General features: G+C 58.8%; 21 protein-coding genes. 14 read left to right on the top strand and 7 right to left on the bottom strand.

Annotated elements, in window-relative coordinates; genetic code table 11:
- Positions 1 to 8: 8 nt before the first annotated feature.
- The 4 genes from AC3IUE_RS04635 to AC3IUE_RS04620 form a co-directional block, all read right to left on the bottom strand.
- Positions 9 to 911: an alpha/beta fold hydrolase gene (locus AC3IUE_RS04635; RefSeq protein ID WP_489265824.1), complete on the bottom strand. Its 903-nt coding sequence runs from the start codon at positions 909 to 911 to the stop codon at positions 9 to 11.
- Positions 911 to 1,693 (bottom strand): class II aldolase/adducin family protein, encoded by a 783-nt coding sequence (locus tag AC3IUE_RS04630; RefSeq protein ID WP_489265822.1) that lies wholly within the window; start codon positions 1,691 to 1,693, stop codon positions 911 to 913. Before AC3IUE_RS04630 ends, AC3IUE_RS04635 begins: the two co-directional genes overlap by 1 nt.
- 147 nt (positions 1,694 to 1,840) lie before the next feature.
- Positions 1,841 to 2,527, bottom strand: a complete 687-nt coding sequence (locus tag AC3IUE_RS04625; RefSeq protein WP_056743013.1) for an LrgB family protein — start codon at positions 2,525 to 2,527, stop codon at positions 1,841 to 1,843.
- Complete coding sequence (locus AC3IUE_RS04620) at positions 2,517 to 2,903, bottom strand: CidA/LrgA family protein (protein ID WP_046045895.1); 387 nt, start codon at positions 2,901 to 2,903, stop codon at positions 2,517 to 2,519. Before AC3IUE_RS04620 ends, AC3IUE_RS04625 begins: the two co-directional genes overlap by 11 nt.
- 96 nt (positions 2,904 to 2,999) lie before the next feature.
- On the opposite strand from AC3IUE_RS04620, the gene AC3IUE_RS04615 reads away from it, so the two are divergent.
- Positions 3,000 to 3,896, top strand: a complete 897-nt coding sequence (locus tag AC3IUE_RS04615) for a LysR family transcriptional regulator (protein ID WP_461996999.1) — start codon at positions 3,000 to 3,002, stop codon at positions 3,894 to 3,896.
- Here the strand turns inward: AC3IUE_RS04615 and AC3IUE_RS04610 are convergent.
- The gene (locus AC3IUE_RS04610) at positions 3,877 to 4,332 is read right to left on the bottom strand and encodes a flavodoxin (RefSeq protein ID WP_489265819.1); all 456 of its coding nucleotides are present in this window, start codon (positions 4,330 to 4,332) and stop codon (positions 3,877 to 3,879) included. The two genes, AC3IUE_RS04615 and AC3IUE_RS04610, sit on opposite strands and share 20 nt — an antisense overlap.
- 154 nt (positions 4,333 to 4,486) lie before the next feature.
- Here AC3IUE_RS04610 and AC3IUE_RS04605 point away from each other — a divergent pair, with 154 nt between their 5' ends.
- Both AC3IUE_RS04605 and AC3IUE_RS04600 read left to right on the top strand, forming a co-directional pair.
- Positions 4,487 to 4,963, top strand: coding sequence for a PAS domain-containing protein (locus tag AC3IUE_RS04605; RefSeq protein ID WP_056743003.1), 477 nt, complete (start codon positions 4,487 to 4,489; stop codon positions 4,961 to 4,963).
- A 54-nt stretch (positions 4,964 to 5,017) separates the two neighbouring features.
- The gene (locus AC3IUE_RS04600) at positions 5,018 to 5,623 is read left to right on the top strand and encodes a hypothetical protein (RefSeq protein ID WP_056743001.1); all 606 of its coding nucleotides are present in this window, start codon (positions 5,018 to 5,020) and stop codon (positions 5,621 to 5,623) included.
- A gap of 1 nt (position 5,624) precedes the next feature.
- Here AC3IUE_RS04600 and AC3IUE_RS04595 read toward each other — a convergent pair whose 3' ends face one another.
- Positions 5,625 to 6,584, bottom strand: coding sequence for a MerR family transcriptional regulator (locus AC3IUE_RS04595; protein WP_489265816.1), 960 nt, complete (start codon positions 6,582 to 6,584; stop codon positions 5,625 to 5,627).
- Positions 6,585 to 6,795: 211 nt separating this feature from the next.
- Here AC3IUE_RS04595 and AC3IUE_RS04590 point away from each other — a divergent pair, with 211 nt between their 5' ends.
- The 11 genes from AC3IUE_RS04590 (at position 6,796) to AC3IUE_RS04540 (ending at position 15,415) form a co-directional block, all read left to right on the top strand.
- Complete coding sequence (locus AC3IUE_RS04590) at positions 6,796 to 7,365, top strand: antibiotic biosynthesis monooxygenase (protein WP_056742997.1); 570 nt, start codon at positions 6,796 to 6,798, stop codon at positions 7,363 to 7,365.
- A 72-nt stretch (positions 7,366 to 7,437) separates the two neighbouring features.
- Entirely contained in the window at positions 7,438 to 8,148 is a 711-nt protein-coding gene (gene folM / locus AC3IUE_RS04585) for a dihydromonapterin reductase (RefSeq protein ID WP_489265814.1), read from the top strand.
- 22 nt (positions 8,149 to 8,170) lie between these two features.
- Complete coding sequence (folE, locus tag AC3IUE_RS04580; RefSeq protein WP_046045887.1) at positions 8,171 to 8,746, top strand: GTP cyclohydrolase I FolE; 576 nt, start codon at positions 8,171 to 8,173, stop codon at positions 8,744 to 8,746.
- 2 nt (positions 8,747 to 8,748) lie between these two features.
- Positions 8,749 to 9,120 (top strand): dihydroneopterin triphosphate 2'-epimerase, encoded by a 372-nt coding sequence (folX, locus tag AC3IUE_RS04575; protein ID WP_489265812.1) that lies wholly within the window; start codon positions 8,749 to 8,751, stop codon positions 9,118 to 9,120.
- A 65-nt stretch (positions 9,121 to 9,185) separates the two neighbouring features.
- Positions 9,186 to 9,482 (top strand): DUF1244 domain-containing protein, encoded by a 297-nt coding sequence (locus AC3IUE_RS04570; protein ID WP_008150700.1) that lies wholly within the window; start codon positions 9,186 to 9,188, stop codon positions 9,480 to 9,482.
- Positions 9,475 to 9,813, top strand: a complete 339-nt coding sequence (locus AC3IUE_RS04565; protein WP_008037347.1) for a HopJ type III effector protein — start codon at positions 9,475 to 9,477, stop codon at positions 9,811 to 9,813. Before AC3IUE_RS04570 ends, AC3IUE_RS04565 begins: the two co-directional genes overlap by 8 nt.
- 123 nt (positions 9,814 to 9,936) lie before the next feature.
- Positions 9,937 to 11,187, top strand: a complete 1,251-nt coding sequence (locus tag AC3IUE_RS04560; RefSeq protein ID WP_489265809.1) for a 2-aminoadipate transaminase — start codon at positions 9,937 to 9,939, stop codon at positions 11,185 to 11,187.
- Between the two features lie 131 nt (positions 11,188 to 11,318).
- Positions 11,319 to 12,293: an amino acid ABC transporter permease gene (locus AC3IUE_RS04555; protein ID WP_489265807.1), complete on the top strand. Its 975-nt coding sequence runs from the start codon at positions 11,319 to 11,321 to the stop codon at positions 12,291 to 12,293.
- A 6-nt stretch (positions 12,294 to 12,299) separates the two neighbouring features.
- The gene (locus AC3IUE_RS04550) at positions 12,300 to 13,091 is read left to right on the top strand and encodes an amino acid ABC transporter ATP-binding protein (protein WP_056742988.1); all 792 of its coding nucleotides are present in this window, start codon (positions 12,300 to 12,302) and stop codon (positions 13,089 to 13,091) included.
- Between the two features lie 46 nt (positions 13,092 to 13,137).
- Positions 13,138 to 13,965 carry a transporter substrate-binding domain-containing protein gene (locus tag AC3IUE_RS04545; protein ID WP_489265805.1) on the top strand — a complete coding sequence of 276 codons (828 nt, stop codon included), beginning with the start codon at positions 13,138 to 13,140 and terminating at the stop codon, positions 13,963 to 13,965.
- Between the two features lie 166 nt (positions 13,966 to 14,131).
- Entirely contained in the window at positions 14,132 to 15,415 is a 1,284-nt protein-coding gene (locus AC3IUE_RS04540; RefSeq protein ID WP_489265803.1) for an NAD(P)/FAD-dependent oxidoreductase, read from the top strand.
- A gap of 179 nt (positions 15,416 to 15,594) precedes the next feature.
- Here AC3IUE_RS04540 and trxB read toward each other — a convergent pair whose 3' ends face one another.
- Entirely contained in the window at positions 15,595 to 16,551 is a 957-nt protein-coding gene (gene trxB, locus AC3IUE_RS04535; protein WP_008150707.1) for a thioredoxin-disulfide reductase, read from the bottom strand.
- Positions 16,552 to 16,831: the final 280 nt, after the last annotated feature.

Genomic DNA, 16,831 nt, shown 5'->3' with positions numbered 1-16,831 from the left:
AGGGATAATCAGGAGCAGGCGGCCTTGCGCGGCGGTGAAACCAGCTGATCGCGAAACTCCAGATAGTGCTTGAGCACCTGCCCCGGCGCCTCGGTTTGAGGGTAGTGGCCAATTCCGGGCAACAAGACCGTGTCCGGGTTCGGGATCAGTTCCCGATAGCGCTGGACCATGTGCGCGCCGGAGATCGGATCGACCTCACCATCGATCACCCGCAACGGCACTTCACCCCGCTGCATCGCGCTGACCCAACGCTCGCGCTGGGCACGTCGCTCAGGGATGTAGGCGATCAATTTGTGCATGATCCGTGGCCCTTGATTGCTCTCGATCAAGCTCCAGAAATCATCCATCTCGCTCTCGGTGGGGCGACTTTGCGGACCGAAGATCTGCCGGAAACTCTTCACCAGACCGTCACGGGAAAAGGCTCGCCCGATCATCCAGCCCAAGGGGCTGAGCAGGAGTTTTTGCATCAGTATCGGGCGATGGGTTTCGGGAAACAGGCCGCCATTAAGGAACACACAACTGGCGATATGGATGCGCGCTTCGTAATGCCGGGCCAACAGTTCCTGGGCCACGCTGTCACCATAATCGTGGGCCAACAGGTGCACCGGCTGCTCGACCTTCACGTGCGCCAGCAAAGCCTGTTGCAGATCGGCCTGCTCCAGCAGGCTGTATTCGTGGTCCACCGGTTTGGCGGAATCACCGAAGCCGAGCATGTCGCAGGCAATTACCCGATAGCGCTGGGTCAGCGGCTGCCACAGGAAATGCCAGTCCCAACTGGCGGTCGGGAAGCCATGAATGAGCAACAGTGGTTCACCCTGCCCCGCCGTCCAGTAACGGATGGTCTGGCCACGGAAGATGAACGTCTGGCCGCGTTTGCGCCAGACACACAGGGGGATCTCGGCGAGTGCCATTAGAGTTTATAACCCGCGTCTTGTTTATCGAGTTTGCGCAGCAGCGCTGGCCAGGCCAATGCGCCGCCCATCCCTTGAGCACTTTTGGTGACGCCGGCGATCATCGCCTTGGCGCCTGCCAGAATCAGCGGTTCGATGGCGATCAACTCGGCGCCACCGTTCTGCGCCAGCACCTGGATATCGCAGGCGCGCTGGAAGGTAAACATCATCAGGAACGTGTCGGCGATGGTCGCGCCGCAGGTCAGCAGACCGTGGTTGTGCAGCATCAGGAAATTGTTTTCGCCGAGGTCGGCTTGCAGTCGCGCCTTCTCTTCATGGTTAAGCGCAACACCTTCGTAGGCGTGATAAGCCAGGCTGGACAAGACAAATAATGATTGTTGGCTGATCGGCAAAATGCCTTGTTTCTGCGCCGACACGGCGACACCGGCAGCGGTGTGGGTGTGCAGCACGCAGACGACATCGTGACGAACCTCGTGCACCGCGCTGTGGATGGTGTAACCCGCCGGATTGATCTCGTAAGGGCTGTCCATCAGCTTGTTGCCGGCCTGATCGACCTTGACCAGGCTCGACGCGGTAATCTCGTGGAACATCAGCCCGAACGGGTTGATCAGAAAGTCTTCGGTACCGGGGACCTTGGCCGAGATGTGGGTAAAAATCAGGTCATCCCAGCCATGCAGGGCGACCAGACGATAGCAGGCGGCAAGATCGACGCGGGTCTGCCACTCGGCGGCACTGACCTGGTCTTTGACACTGTGTGGCGATTGGACGGGGGCTACGCTCACGGCAAGGAACCTCTAATTTTTATTCTTGGGGTTTCTATTGTTCACCGACGTTACAACAGTCTAGTCACGCCCCGTGGATCGTGTAGTTGCATTGGCAGCCAGCTTGATGGCCTAGCGAGTCAGTACGCCAACGAACCTGGATCCATGTCAAAGTACTGCCGCCAACAATGGTGCGGCGAACAGATTCAGCAGCCCCGTCAGAACCATGACTAACCCCGCCACCGAGCCCTCTTCACCCCCCACTTCATGCGCCCGACTGACCCCGGCACCGTGCGCGCCGACGCCAAACAAGGCCCCTCGAGCCAAGGCGCTGCGCAGGGGTAACCACTTGAGCAGAATGCCGCCGAGCATCGCCCCGAACACCCCGGTGAACATCACAAACACCGCCGTCAGTTCCGGTACGCCGCCCAGGTCCTGGGCCAGCGGCATGGCAAAAGGCGTGGTGATTGAACGTGGCACCAGCGACATCGTCACCGAACTGTCCAGTGCCAGCGCCTTGGCCAACCCGAACGAACTGCCGATGGACGCCGCGCTGCCCGCCAGCATCCCCAGCAACAACGCCGACCAATGCCGCATCAGCATCTGCCGCTGCTGCCAGATCGGTACCGCGAAAGCGACGGTAACCGGCCCCAGCACCAGCATCAGCCAATGGGTGTTGCTCGAGTATTCGGCATACGCGGTGTGCAGCGGCACCGCGAGCGCCAGCAGCAAGGCTGGAACCAGAATCAGCGGCGACAGCACATAGCGCCCGGTGCGCCGATAGATCCAGCGACTGAACAGATAGGCCAGCAGCGTGAAGGCCAGCCAGAACATCGGCATCAGCTCAAGCTTCACGAGACCTCCTCAACCGCACCACCAGTTCCACGGTAAAGGCGGTCACCAGCATCACCATCAACGTGCTGACGCCGATCACCAGCAAAATTCGCCAACCGTCGCTACGCAGCAGACCGCCGTAATCGAGCAGGCTCATCAGCGCCGGAATGAAGAACAACAGCATCTCGGCCATCAACAGGCCTGCGCCCATTTGCAGCGCTGCCGGTTTGACCACACCCAAAGCGAACGCCAACAGCAACAGCACCATGCCGATGACACCACCGGGAATCGGCCAGGCAAACCACACGGCCATCTGACAGCCGAGTAGATAGATGGCCAGCAGCACGGCCAATTCGGTCGCCAGTCGGGCCAATCTTTTTAAGGTTGATGCGCTCATGTCTTCGGTCCTCACAGGTGCTCATATTAAGGAGCGGGCTGCCATACCCGAAGCGAATTGTTAGACTCGAAGCCATTCCAAAATGGAATCAGGCAGATGGAATTCAAACAGCTACGCAGCTTCGTCGAGGTCATGCATCAGGGTGGTTTTACTCAGGCCGCCAAGACCTTGCACATCAGTCAATCGGCGGTGAGCAAGCAGGTCGCTCAGCTGGAACAGAGCCTCGGCACTGCGCTGCTCGAACGGCAGGGTTCGCAGCTGCGCCTGACCGCCGCCGGCAGCGTGGTCCTGCAACGGGCCGAAGGCATGTTGCGGCTGCGCAACGAACTGCTCAGTGAGCTGGATGACTTGAGCCAGTTGGCCCGCGGGGAGTTGCGTCTGGGTTTGCCGCTACTGGGCAGTGACGCGCTGTTCGCCGGACTGTTCGCCGAATACCGACGACGCTACCCGAACATCAGCATTCAATTGCTTGAGGGCGGTAGCCTGAACATCGAACAGGCCGTTTTGAGTGGGGAGCTGGAACTGGGTGGCAGCCTGTTGACGAAGGACCCGCAGTTCGCCTTCCAGCCTTTCTGCGATGAACCGCTGGACGCCCTGCTGCCGGCCGATCATCCGCTGGCGTCGAAGACGGTGATTGGGCTGGAGGAATTGGCCGACACGCCATTCCTGCTGTATCAGCGCAGCTTCGTGCTCAATGACCGCTTGCTGCAAGCCTGCCAGCAACTGGGGTTTACGCCGAAGGAAGGTGGTCGCAGCGGCCAGGCGGATTTTCTCGCGGCGCTGGTGGCGGCCGGTCAAGGTGTGGTGCTGTTGCCGCGCGTGGTGGCACGCGGGCTGGTGCGGCCAGGCGTGGTGCGCCTGACCTTGAACGCACCGGGTTATCTGCGCTGGGATATCGCCTTCATCTGGCGTCAGGGCGCGTACCTGTCAAAAGCCGCGCAAGCCTGGCTCGCCTTGCTGCGCGAGCGGCCGGTCAGCCCCGCAGAGCGCTGACCAACTCCGCCAGCCAAGGCTCGGCGTCGGTTTCCGGCGTCACGCTTTCACTGGCATCCAGGCGCAGCATGGGCAGGACTTCGCGTAGGCCCAGTTCGCCGAACAATTCACGCATTTGCTCGCCACCGCCGCAGAACGTATCGCCGTAACTCGCATCGCCCAGACCAATCACGGCACCCGGCAAGCCACGCCAGGCAGCTGGTAACTGGTCACGGATTGCGAAATACAACGGTTGCAGGTTGTCCGGCAACTCGCCCATGCCGGTGGTCGAGGTCACCACCAGGAAGGCTTCGGGACCAAAAGCCTGAACATCGGCGAGGGTTGCACGCGGGTTGTGCCAGGTTTCGAAACCCGCAGCTTTTAAAATATTTGCGGCGTGGCGGGCGACTTCTTCAGCCGTGCCGTACACCGAGCCGGAAAGGATGGCGACTTTCATCAATCTGATCCTGAAGCTGAGTAAAAAGACGGGGGATATTAACAGCCGTGGCAAAAAAGCTGCGATTGACTCTCAATTAACGCGGGTGACCAGTAGAAAGTTCTCAGTGTTCTTTTAGAATGCATCCCACAATCAAATTGGAAAGGACTCTCCGATGATTAACGCCCAACTGCTGCAAATGGTGATCAACGCTTCCAACGACGGCATCGTGATTGCCGAAAAGGAAGGCGAGCAGGACAACATCCTGATTTACGTCAACCCGGCATTCGAACGCCTGACGGGTTACACCAGCGAAGAAATCCTCTACCAGGATTGCCGTTTTCTTCAGTCAGGGGACCGCGACCAGGAAGCTCTCCCGTTGATTCGCGAGGCGTTGAGCAGTGGCGGTTCCTGCCGGGAAATCCTCAGGAACTATCGCAAGGACGGCACGCCGTTCTGGAACGAGCTGTCCCTCTCGACGGTGAAGAACCCTGATGACGGACAGACTTATTTCATCGGTGTGCAGAAAGACGTCACCCTTCAGGTCAAGGCGCAGCAGCGAGTCGCGCAGTTGGAGGCGCAATTGGCTGAGGTCCAGGCCGAGCTTGCCGCACTAAAAGCGACGAACGGCGAAAACAAAACGAAGGATTGATTGTCATTAACTACAATCACCAGTGACTTTGTAACTTTTTCTGTCGAGCAGATTATGCAACGCGACGCACTCCTGACCCAGGATGAGCTGGATTTTATCCAGACAATGCAACACAACCCGCAACTCAATGTGCGGGATGCGACGTCGAGCCTGCTCGTCAACGGTGGTTCACAGATTCGTGACCTGCTCACGCGCCTTGCCGCTCATGAGCAAGTCACCATCCAGGCCAACTTCGAAAATCAGCAAATGACCTTCCCGCTTCACTTGGTGGAAGACGAATTTCACGCAATGCATTTACGCCTCGGCGTCCCCAGCATCTATGAAGACGGACCGATGGTCCGGCCATGGCGCCTGGTACTCGAAGAACCGGTAGCGCTGGAGAATGCCAATGGCCAGCCCGGTACGATGTGGGTGCACGAAGTGTCGTTCAAAGGGGTCTTGCTGGAAGTTCGCAACAAGACCAAACCGCCCAAACATTTCGCCTTGTGGTTCAGCCCGTCTGGCTACGAGCGCATCGCGTTGCGCGGCACCTTCGAGAAAGAAACCGAGAGCGGCTTTTTTGCCTATCAGTTGAATCAGGGTGACAAGGACGAAACCGAGCGTCTGCGCCAGTACATCCTTCAGCAGCATCGGCTGACGCATCCGGCCATGCATCTCTGATTCAAGTGTCCAGGTTGCCTGTCAGGAACTGTTTCAAACGCTGACGCATGACCAATCCTTCGTTACCCAGGCATCCAATCGACGATCCAGCCAGGCTTTCCTGCACCAGATCGGACGCATCCCCCGCCAGCATCAACTGACAATCCAGGCTCAAGGCCAGGCGCTTCAACCGCCGTGGCAACTCGGGCGCAGGCGCGTGATTGGAAAACAGCACCAGCGCCTGAGGCTTGATCCGCTCGCAGACCAGGGCCAATTCGTCGAATGGCTGACCGATAGCCAACACTTGAATAGCCGAATCGACACTGCTCAGAAACAGCGCGGTTACCAGCACTTCGAGTTCTCGACACTGATCATTCAGGCCGCAGACAATCACCCGTCGCGGCTGCAAGACACGCACCAGCAACAGGCGTTGCAACACTCGAGAACGTAGAAAACCATCCAGGAAAAACCACTCGCTGGCCTGACCGAACGCTTCATGGCGCTGCAGTAACTGCTTCCAGAGTGGAAGCAAAATGTCCTGAAATACGACAGTTAGCGGATAACTGAAAAAGATCTGTCCATAGACCTGCTCCAGTTGAACCTCGTCAAAAACATTCACCGCCGCCTGAACCTGTTGCTGCCACTGCGTGTAGTCAGCGTGTACGAGTTCATTCGGGATGATGTGCGACAGGGTCTGAAGCGGTGCAATCCTGGCCAGTATCTTGCCGACTTTACTGACAGCAACGCCGCGTTCGATCCAGCCAAGAATGCTGTGGACCCGATCGATATCAGTCATGGAATACAGTCGATGCCCACTTTCGGTGCGCGTGGGCTGTATCAGTCCATAACGTCGTTCCCATGCGCGTAGCGTGACCGGGTTGACCCCCGTCAGACGCGCCACTTCGCGTATCGGAAACAGTTCTTCCTGCTCGAGTGGAAGACCGGATTGCAACCCAGGGAAAACGTCAGTCAGCACAGGCATTTTATAGGTCTACATCCATGTATAAATTGGATCCCATTCTACCTCTCCTGCCCCCCCACCATTCAAGATGCTGATGGCGACAAATATCACTGACGTTCCAGGCAGAATCAGGAATAATCCTTGCTTGTTCCAAGACGCAGCCCACCACCCCGGCGCTGCGCCTGGCGAAACTCCCACCCGGAGCGACGCGATTGTCATACGGAGATACACAATGTCTACCTCACCCGTAACGTTGATGGTTGCGCGCCGCGTCGCCGATGGGCGTTATCAAGACCTGATCGCCTGGTTGCGCGAAGGCGAACAACTGGCCACCGATTTTCCCGGCTATCTCGGTTCTGGCGTGCTCGCTCCGCCGCCCGACGATGACGAATTCCAGATTATTTTCCGCTTCGCCGACGAGCAGACGCTGCACGCCTGGGAGCATTCCGCCTCGCGCACCGCCTGGCTGGCTCGCGGCAGTGACTTGTTTGCCCATCCAACGGAACATCGTGTGAGCGGCATCGAAGGCTGGTTCGGCGCGGCCGGCCAGCGCCCACCACGCTGGAAACAGGCCGTGGCGATCTGGTTGGCATTCTTTCCGGTTTCCCTGCTGTTCAACTTTGTCCTCGGGCCGTTGCTGAGCGACATGGGTCTGCTGAGCCGGGTGTTCATCAGCACCTTGTGCCTGACCCCACTGATGGTCTACCTCTTCATTCCGCTGTCGACCCGCCTGCTGGCCAACTGGCTGAACACCACGCCGCAACGACCGCTGCCTGCCGAGCCTTCAACGCAGAATCGCTAAGCCTGCTACCACAATAGGTGTACGCCTCTCGTCGCTGGTATAGTTTTGCTCTTACCGCGACGCGAGCCGTTCATGACCTCTTTCGTAGCCCCGATTCTCATTACCGGTGCCGGCCAACGTGTCGGCCTGCACTGTGCGCAGCGTTTGCTCGAGGATGGCCAGCCGGTGATCTTCAGCTACCGCAGTGAACGCCCCGGCGTGCAAACCCTGCGCGACCTGGGAGCGACCGCGGTGTTTGCCGACTTCTCCACTGAAGCCGGAATCTTCGCGTTCATCAGCGAACTGAAAAACCACACCGACAGCCTGCGGGCGATTGTCCATAACGCCTCCGAATGGCTGGCCGAAACCCCGGACACCGACGCCACCGCCTTCACCCGCATGTTCAACGTCCACATGCTGGCGCCCTACCTGATCAACCTGCATTGTGTCGACTTGCTGCAGCACTCAAGTCCCGCCGACATCGTGCACATCAGCGACGACGTGACTCGCAGGGGCAGCAGCAAGCACATTGGCTACTGCGCCAGCAAAGCCGGGCTCGACAGCCTCACCCTGTCCTTCGCCGCGAAATACGCGCCGACAATCAAGGTCAACGGTATCGCGCCAGCCCTGCTAATGTTCAACCCCGACGACGACGCGGCGTACCGCGCCAAGGCACTGGCCAAGTCCGCGCTGGGTATCGAGCCCGGCTGCGAAGTGATCTACCAGAGCCTGCGTTATTTGCTCGACAACCCTTATGTCACCGGCACGACCCTGACCGTCAACGGCGGACGGCACATCAAATAAGCGGCCCCCGCGAGGATGTTCCATGACGTTATCCCTGCCCCAGAACGCCCTGTCCCAGAGCTACCGCGAGATCCTCATCGGCCTCGGTGAAAACCCGGACCGTGAAGGGTTGCAAGACACCCCGGCTCGCGCGGCAAAAGCCATGCAGTACCTCTGCCATGGTTATGAGCAAAGTGTCGAAGAGATCGTCAACGGCGCGCTGTTCGCTTCCGACAACGATGAAATGATCATCGTCGACAACATCGAGCTGTACTCGCTCTGTGAACATCACATGCTGCCCTTCATCGGCAAGGCGCATGTGGCTTATATTCCGACAGGCAAGGTGCTGGGTCTGTCGAAGATTGCACGACTGGTGGACATGTTCGCCCGTCGCCTGCAAATCCAGGAAAACCTCACCCGGCAAATCGCCGACGCGGTGCAGCAAGTGACCGGTGCGGCAGGCGTCGCGGTGGTCATCGAAGCCAAGCACATGTGCATGATGATGCGCGGCGTCGAGAAACAGAATTCGACCATGAACACCTCGGTGATGCTCGGCGCCTTCCGCGAGTCGAGCAACACCCGCCAGGAGTTCCTGCAATTGATTGGACGGAGCAAGTAGCAATGCCACAACTTCAACCAGGAACGGCACGCATCCGGGTCAAGGACCTTTGCCTGCGGACCTTCATCGGGATCAACGAGGATGAAATCCTCAACAAGCAGGATGTGCGGATCAACCTGACCATCCTGTATGCCGCTCAGGAAGCGGTGCGTGACAACGACATCGATCACGCGCTGAATTACCGCACCATCACCAAGGCGATCATCGCCCACGTGGAGGGCAATCGCTTCGCCCTGCTCGAGCGCCTGACTCAGGAAATCCTCGACCTGGTCATGGTCAACGAGTCGGTGTTGTACGCCGAGGTCGAAGTCGACAAGCCCCACGCCCTGCGATTCGCCGAGTCGGTGTCTATTACCTTGGCCGCGAGCCGCTGACCGTCTGGCACATTGCTCGTCAGACTTTTATCATCCGCGCACGATTTGATTGCACAGAGCCCGCCATGACCGATCAACAACGCCTGGAACTCGAAGCCGCCGCCTTTCGCCGGCTGGTCGCCCACCTGGACAGCCGCAAGGATGTGCAGAACATCGACCTGATGAACCTTTCCGGTTTCTGCCGTAATTGCTTGTCCAAGTGGTACAAGGCCGCTGCCGATGAACGCCAGATCGAGGTCAGCCTCGATGACGCCCGCGAAGTGGTTTACGGCATGCCGTACGCCGAATGGAAAGCCCAATACCAGCAAGAAGCCAACGCCGAACAACAAGCGGCGTTCGCCAAAGGAAAACCCAATGAGTGATTTGAACACCCTGCGCGCCAGCCTCAAGAGCGGCGAGCACGTTTTTGCCGACACCCTGGCCTTCATCGCCGCCGGCTACGACTATCAGCCTCAGGCTTTCAACAACGGCGGCGTGGAAAATGCAGCCGGGCAGAACGAAGGTTCGTGCAAGACCCTTGGCCTTGCGCTGCTGGAAGGCTTGAGCGATGAAGAAGCGCTGTTGGCGTTCGGCGAGCATTATCGTTCGGTGGTGGCCACGCCTGAAGGCAGCGATCACGGCAATATCCGCGCGTTGATTGCTCATGGATTAGCCGGTGTGAAGTTCACTCAACAGCCGCTGACTCGCCGCTGATTCAACACCTTCCAAACACATCCCGACTTTTAAGATTGACCCGGCAACTTTATTTCGTTTGCCGGGCACCGCTGCTCACGGCTTAGATAAAAAGAAGCATCCCTTCTTCTGAGTCAGGTATCCATGAGCAGCGAAACCATCAGCCAGTCGATCAACATCGTTCATCCCGTCACACTAAGCCACGGCAAAAATGCCGAGGTCTGGGACACCGATGGCAAACGCTACATCGACTTCGTCGGTGGCATCGGTGTACTGAACCTCGGCCATTGCCATCCACGCATCGTCGAGGCCATTCGCGAACAAGCCACCCGGCTGACCCACTACGCGTTCAACGCCGCCCCGCATGTGCCCTACATCGAACTGATGGATCGTCTCACCGCGTTTATTCCGGTGGACTACCCGGTCAGCGGCATGCTCACCAACAGCGGCGCGGAAGCGGCGGAAAACGCCCTGAAGATCGTCCGTGGCGCCACCGGTCGCACGGCCGTCATCGCCTTTGACGGCGCCTTCCATGGCCGCACCCTCGCCACGCTCAACCTCAACGGCAAAGTCGCGCCCTACAAACAGAAAGTCGGCGTGCTACCGGGTCCGGTTTTTCACCTGCCCTTCCCGAGCAAGGACAACGGCGTGACCTGCGCCGAGGCATTGAAGGCCATGGACCGACTGTTCAGCGTCGAAATCGATGTCGAAGACGTGGCGTGTTTCATCGTCGAACCGGTGCAAGGTGAAGCGGGCTTCCTGGCGATGGACGTGGAGTTCGCCCAGGCGCTACGTCGTTTCTGTGATGAAAAAAACATCTTGCTGATCGCTGATGAAATCCAGTCCGGCTTCGGTCGCACCGGCCAGCGTTTTGCGTTTTCGCGACTGGGTATTGAACCCGATCTGATCCTGCTCGCTAAAAGCATCGCCGGTGGCGTACCGCTGGGCGCGGTGGTCGGGCGCAAGTCGCTGCTCGACACCTTGCCCAAAGGCGGACTGGGCGGCACCTATTCAGGCAACCCGATTGCCTGCGCCGCGGCACTGGCAACCCTGGACGAGATGACCGATGCGAACCTGCACGCCTGGGGCTCGCAACAGGAAGAGGCCATCGTCAGCCGCTACGAAGCCTGGCGCGCCAACAAGCTTTCTCCGTTTCTGGGCCGCTTGACCGGCGTTGGCGCGATGCGCGGTATCGAGCTGACCAATGCCGACGGCACACCGGCCTCGGCGCAATTGACGCAGCTGCTGGCCCTGGCCCGCGACGCGGGCTTGCTGCTGATGCCCAGCGGCAAGTCGCGAAACATCATTCGGCTGCTGGCACCGCTGACTACCGAGGCCGCGGTGCTGGAGGAAGGGCTGGATATCCTTGAGACCTGCCTGGCGAACCTTTCCTGAAAAGCAAACTACGATCAGGGACTGACATAGCGAATTATGTTCGCTTGTAGTCCCCGATTTTGCGTCGCAATACTGGCCAAATACCCCTTTTACCAAGCGAGATCACTACCACCTACAAGCCTGAGGCATTCATGTATCACGACAATATAATTTATAAAAAAAAGTCCAATGATCCTCAATTCCTGCTTGGCGTAGCCGTGGTGCTGTTTCTCGGTTCCTACCTGATGAACCTGGGTAACAGCGCCCTCAGTCATTTCCTGCATCCGTTGTTGGGCAATGCCCCGGACAGCCTGACCGCTCGCAATATCGCCTTCGGCCTGGCGATTGCCGCACTGGGCACGCTGAACTTTCACGTCCTCGGACGCTTGAAGTTCAAGGTACAGACCACCGTGGTATGGATCGAACTGCTGATCCTGTTCCTGGCGTTCTTCGACACCTTCGACCTCTCCTACAGCTTCATCCTCGACAAGATCGGTTTCCTGATCATCCAGGGCGCGGCGACCACGCTGTACATCTCCGCCGTGGCGATCGTGATTGCCTTCGTGCTGGCGTTGATCGGTGCCGTAGCCAAGCTGTCGAACAACGGCCTGGCCAACGCCATCGCCTCGTTCTACACCTCGTTCTTTCGCGGTGTTCCGCTGCTGATCCAGATCTACCTGATTTACCTCGGACTGCCGCAACTGGGTTATGTGGTGGACGCAGTGCCGGCCGGCATCCTCGCGTTGTCGCTGTGCTACGGCGCCTACATGACCGAGATTTTTCGTGCGGGCATCCAGAGCATTCCGGTGGGTCAGTGGGAAGCCTCACGAGCCCTGGGCATCAGCCCGCTCAAGACCCTGAGCCGGGTGATCATGCCGCAAGCCTTGCGGGTGATCATCCCGCCCACCGGCAACCAGTTCATTGCCATGCTCAAGGACAGCTCGCTGGTGTCGGTGATCGGCGTCTGGGAACTGATGTACCTGGCCAAGACCCAGGGCCGCGCGGACTTCCGCCACCTGGAAATGCTGATCACCGCCGCGATGATTTACTGGGCCCTGTCGTTCATCCTCGAACGGGTGCAGGCGCGAATCGAAAAACGGGTCAACCGATCCATTGCCAGGGGTTGATGCGTGATGACTCGAACCAATACCGCTGAACAACTCAACCTTGCGCCTGCAGCGCAACCCCGCCAGTCAATGATTTCCATCACCGGCCTGAACAAGTGGTACGGCGATTTTCACGCGTTGCGCGATGTCGACCTGAACGTCGCCACGGGCGAAATCCTGGTGGTGTGCGGGCCATCAGGCTCGGGTAAATCGACGATGATTCGTTGCATCAACCATCTGGAGAATTTCCAGAAAGGTCATATTCAGGTCAACGGCATCACCCTCACCAGCGAGGCCGAAAGTGTCAGCGCGGTACGCCGGGAAATCGGCATGGTGTTCCAGAGCTTCAACCTGTTCCCACACTTAAGCGTGATGGACAACCTGACCCTGGCCCCGCAACTGGTGCAAGGCGTGACATCTGCCGAAGCGAAAAAGCGCGCTCAGGTCTACCTGGAGCGGGTGCGAATTGCCGAACACGCCGACAAGTACCCTTCGCAACTGTCCGGTGGCCAGCAGCAACGCGTGGCGATTGCCCGGGCGCTGTGCATGAACCCCAAAGTGATGCTGTTCGACGAACCCACCTCGGCCCTCGATCCGGAAATGGTCCACGAAGTGCTGGACGTGATGGGTGAGTTGGCCACCGACGGCATGACCATGATTTGCGTAACCCACGAAATGGGTTTTGCCAGCAAGGTCGCCGACCGCGTGCTGTTCATGGACCAGGGCCAGGTCATTGAACAAGCCACCCCTTCCGAGTTTTTCAACAACCCGCAAACCGAACGCGCACAGAAATTCCTGTCACAGATCATTGGTCACTGAGCACCGCTTTGCCCCTTCATAACAATAACGATAAGTGGAGATGGACATGGTCAGCAAAAAACACGTAATCGCAGCCGCAATGTCGCTGGTGTTCGTCGGCACCGCCAACGCCGGAGCTGTACTGGACAAAATCCAGAGCAGTAAAACAATGACCGTCGCCACGTCCGCGACCTGGCCACCCCAAGGGTTTATCAATGACAAGAATGAAATCGACGGGTTTGATATCGACGTTTCCAAAGAGATCGCCAAGCGTCTCGGCGTCGAGGTCAAGTTCATTACCCCCGACTGGGACGTGATCACCGCCGGCAAGTGGAACGGGCGCTGGGACATGTCCGTGGGCTCGATGACCGCCACTAAAAGTCGCGCGCGAATTCTCGACTTCCCCGCGACCTATTACTACGTGCCCTACGTGTTTGCGGTTCACAACAAATCCACACTCACCGACCACAAAGCGCTCAATGGCAAAACGATCGGTGTCGAAGGCGGCACCACTTCCGAGGATTACCTGAACCAGGCACTGGCCATCGAAGCGACTGACATGCCGCCCGTCGCCTACGACGTACAGACCAAGAAGATGAAGACCTATGCCGGTTCCCTCGGGCCGTTGGATGACTTGCGTCTGGGTGACGGCGTTCGTCTCGACGGCATCCTCACTCAGCGCAGCACGCTGGAAGCGGCCATCAAGAAAAACTACCCGCTGCGTGCCGTCGATAACGACGTGGTGTTCTACGAACCCCTGGCCATTGCCACCGACAAGGGTGACGCGGAATTGAAGGCCAAGCTCGGTGAAATCATCGGCGCGATGCACAAGGACGGCACGCTGACCAAGCTGTCGACCAAGTGGTACGGCGTGGATTATTCGACCGTCAAATAACCACATCGCCCACCTGTGGGAGCGAGCCTGCTCGCGATGAGGCCATAACATTCAATATCAATGTTGAATGTGAGACCGCCATCGTCGGAACGCCGCCCGAAGCAGGCTCACTCCCACAAAAGCCAGGCGTTCGCTTCATTGACCGGCAACTAGTCAAGGATTCAGCATGTCCTTCCCCACCACGTGGTATTCCCAAACCTCGCTACCCCGAGCGGCCAGGCCCGAACTGAGCACTGACGAAACTTGCGACGTCTGCATCATCGGCGCCGGGATCGCGGGCCTTACCGCTGCCCTGGAGCTGACCCGGCGCGGCAAACGCGTGATCATCCTCGAAGACCGGCAAGTTGCCTGGGGCGCGTCCGGTCGAAATGGCGGCGTGGTCTCGCCGGGCTGGGCTCAGGGTTCGGGAGCGATCCGCAAGAAGCTGGGACTGGAACAGGCCAAGGCGCTGTTTCAAATGTCGGTCGAGGGTGTGGAGATTGTCCGCCGCAACATCGCCGAACTGGCACTGACTGGCTGCGATCCATCCGCTGGCACGATTCAGGTCAAGCGTTACGACGACAGTGCTGGTGTGAAAAACCACATCGACACGATGCGCCGGGACTTCGGCTATGAACTCAACTACCTCGACACCCTTCAGGTCCGCGAGCGGGCCCACACCCTGCGTTATTTCCAAGGCATCGAAGATCCCAACGCCCTGCACTTTCATCCACTGAATTATTGCCTGGGACTGGCCCTCGCCATCGAAGCAGCGGGAGGCCGGATTTTCGAACAATCAAAAATGCTGGCCTGGCGAAGCGACGGCGCCGACAAAATCGTCCAGACCGCCAACGGCACCGTGTGCTGCCAGGACCTGGTGTTCTGCGCCGGCGGTTACGGCGGCCCGGAGTTGCAAAAACTCAGCCGCGCCTACCTGCCCATTGCTACTTATGTGGTGCTGACCGAACACCTGGGCGACTCGATCAAAAACGTACTCGACTCCAGCGCCGCGTTCTCCGACGACCGCCGCGCCTCGGACTATTATCGCGTGGTCGAAGGCGATCGCCTGCTCTGGGGCGGACGCATCACCACCCGCAACGAACAGAACGAAAAAGCCCTCGCCACCATGCTCAAGGCCGACATGGTCTCGGTCTATCCACAACTGGCCCCGGTCAAAATAGAATTGGCCTGGTCCGGCCTGATGGGTTACTCCACCAACAAGATGCCCAACCTGGGATTGCTGGAACCGGGCGTCTGGGCCTGCACCTCGTTTGGTGGCCATGGCTTGAATACCGGCTCGATTGGCGGCAGGGTCATCGCCGAAGCGGTGTGCGGGGAAAGTACGCGTTATCAGCTATTCAAACCGTACCTGCTGGACTGGAACGGCGGGCCATTCGGACGGATTGCCGCCAATGCCATCTATCAATCGTTGAAGGTCATGGACTTTGTCCAGGAGCGGATTCGTGGTTGACCACAACCCCCTGTGGGAGCGAGCTTGCTCGCGATAGCCATTTATCATTCAACATTGATGTCGACTGATACACCGCTATCGCGAGCAAGCTCGCTCCCACAGGTTTTTTGATCGGCTACTGAATCGTGGGTACAAAAAAACCGGCCGAGGCCGGTTTTTTGCTTTCTACAGAATCAGAATCAAGCGTTCTGCAGATCGTCGAGGTAGCGCTCGGCGTCCAGTGCCGCCATGCAGCCGGCGCCGGCCGAGGTGATGGCCTGACGGTAAACGTGGTCAGCCACGTCACCAGCAGCAAAGATACCCTCGAGGCTGGTGGCAGTGGCGTTGCCGTCACGACCGCCCTGCACAACCAGGTAGCCGTCTTTCAACGTCAGCTGACCTTCGAACAGCGAAGTGTTCGGGGTGTGGCCGATGGCGATGAACACGCCGTCGACTGTCAGCTCGTCGAAGCTGCCGTCGTTGTTCTTCAGGCGGGCACCGGTTACGCCCATGTTGTCGCCCAGGACTTCGTCCAGAGTCGAGTTCAGCTTCAAGACGATTTTGCCTTCGGCAACCCGGGCATTCAGCTTGTCGATCAGGATCTTCTCGGCGCGGAAGGTTTCGCGACGGTGGATCAGGGTCACCTTGCTGGCGATGTTGGCCAGGTACAGTGCCTCTTCAACGGCGGTGTTACCGCCACCGACCACGGCCACTGGCTTGTTGCGGTAGAAGAAACCATCGCAGGTCGCGCAAGCCGAAACGCCTTTGCCCATGAACGCTTCTTCCGACGGCAGACCCAGGTAACGAGCGCTGGCGCCGGTCGCGATGATCAGGGCGTCGCAGGTGTAAGTCGCGCTGTCGCCGGTCAGGGTGTACGGCTTGGCAGCGAAGTCCACGGCATTGATGTGATCGAAGACGATTTCGGTTTCAAAGCGCTCGGCGTGCTCTTTCATGCGGTCCATCAGCGCCGGGCCGGTCAGGCCGTGGACGTCGCCAGGCCAGTTGTCGACTTCGGTCGTAGTGGTCAGTTGACCGCCGGCTTGCATGCCGGTGATCAGCAGTGGCTTGAGGTTGGCACGGGCGGCATAGACCGCGGCGCTGTAACCGGCAGGGCCGGAACCGAGAATAATCACTCGCGAATGACGGACTTCAGACATGACCTGCTCCTGTTGACCGGCCCGAAATATCTGGCACGGAACGCCGGGTTGCCGGCGGGAATAAAAAAGGACCGTTGAAAGCACTTGGGGAAGGCTTGAGCTCGACAGTCCTGTAAAAAAGATTGGGTGCAGCGTATCGAGGGGGCGAAGATTAAGGAAATACGGTTTAACAATCCAGCTCATAGGCGGTCTCTATCCCATCACGATGGAGACATAGGCGCCTTTGTTACAGTTAATGTCGATGCTGCTACCGCGCTTTCGCCCGTCAGGCAAAGCCGGT

The sequence above is a fragment of the Pseudomonas sp. GL_093 genome, from assembly GCF_057837605.1.
The sequence above is the reverse complement of the archived record's forward strand: the minus strand, read 5'-3'. Positions and strand labels throughout refer to the sequence as shown.

Coding starts and splice junctions, on each gene's coding strand:
- folM (WP_489265814.1), top strand. CDS start 7,438: ATGACCTCTTTCGTAGCCCCGATTCTCATTACCGGTGCCGGCCAACGT.
- AC3IUE_RS04540 (WP_489265803.1), top strand. CDS start 14,132: ATGTCCTTCCCCACCACGTGGTATTCCCAAACCTCGCTACCCCGAGCG.
- AC3IUE_RS04595 (WP_489265816.1), bottom strand. CDS start 6,584: ATGCCTGTGCTGACTGACGTTTTCCCTGGGTTGCAATCCGGTCTTCCA.
- AC3IUE_RS04545 (WP_489265805.1), top strand. CDS start 13,138: ATGGTCAGCAAAAAACACGTAATCGCAGCCGCAATGTCGCTGGTGTTC.
- folE (WP_046045887.1), top strand. CDS start 8,171: ATGACGTTATCCCTGCCCCAGAACGCCCTGTCCCAGAGCTACCGCGAG.
- AC3IUE_RS04565 (WP_008037347.1), top strand. CDS start 9,475: ATGAGTGATTTGAACACCCTGCGCGCCAGCCTCAAGAGCGGCGAGCAC.
- AC3IUE_RS04555 (WP_489265807.1), top strand. CDS start 11,319: ATGTATCACGACAATATAATTTATAAAAAAAAGTCCAATGATCCTCAA.
- AC3IUE_RS04600 (WP_056743001.1), top strand. CDS start 5,018: ATGCAACGCGACGCACTCCTGACCCAGGATGAGCTGGATTTTATCCAG.
- folX (WP_489265812.1), top strand. CDS start 8,749: ATGCCACAACTTCAACCAGGAACGGCACGCATCCGGGTCAAGGACCTT.
- AC3IUE_RS04590 (WP_056742997.1), top strand. CDS start 6,796: ATGTCTACCTCACCCGTAACGTTGATGGTTGCGCGCCGCGTCGCCGAT.
- AC3IUE_RS04610 (WP_489265819.1), bottom strand. CDS start 4,332: ATGAAAGTCGCCATCCTTTCCGGCTCGGTGTACGGCACGGCTGAAGAA.
- AC3IUE_RS04615 (WP_461996999.1), top strand. CDS start 3,000: ATGGAATTCAAACAGCTACGCAGCTTCGTCGAGGTCATGCATCAGGGT.
- AC3IUE_RS04635 (WP_489265824.1), bottom strand. CDS start 911: ATGGCACTCGCCGAGATCCCCCTGTGTGTCTGGCGCAAACGCGGCCAG.
- AC3IUE_RS04570 (WP_008150700.1), top strand. CDS start 9,186: ATGACCGATCAACAACGCCTGGAACTCGAAGCCGCCGCCTTTCGCCGG.
- AC3IUE_RS04560 (WP_489265809.1), top strand. CDS start 9,937: ATGAGCAGCGAAACCATCAGCCAGTCGATCAACATCGTTCATCCCGTC.
- AC3IUE_RS04550 (WP_056742988.1), top strand. CDS start 12,300: ATGACTCGAACCAATACCGCTGAACAACTCAACCTTGCGCCTGCAGCG.
- AC3IUE_RS04605 (WP_056743003.1), top strand. CDS start 4,487: ATGATTAACGCCCAACTGCTGCAAATGGTGATCAACGCTTCCAACGAC.
- AC3IUE_RS04620 (WP_046045895.1), bottom strand. CDS start 2,903: ATGAGCGCATCAACCTTAAAAAGATTGGCCCGACTGGCGACCGAATTG.
- trxB (WP_008150707.1), bottom strand. CDS start 16,551: ATGTCTGAAGTCCGTCATTCGCGAGTGATTATTCTCGGTTCCGGCCCT.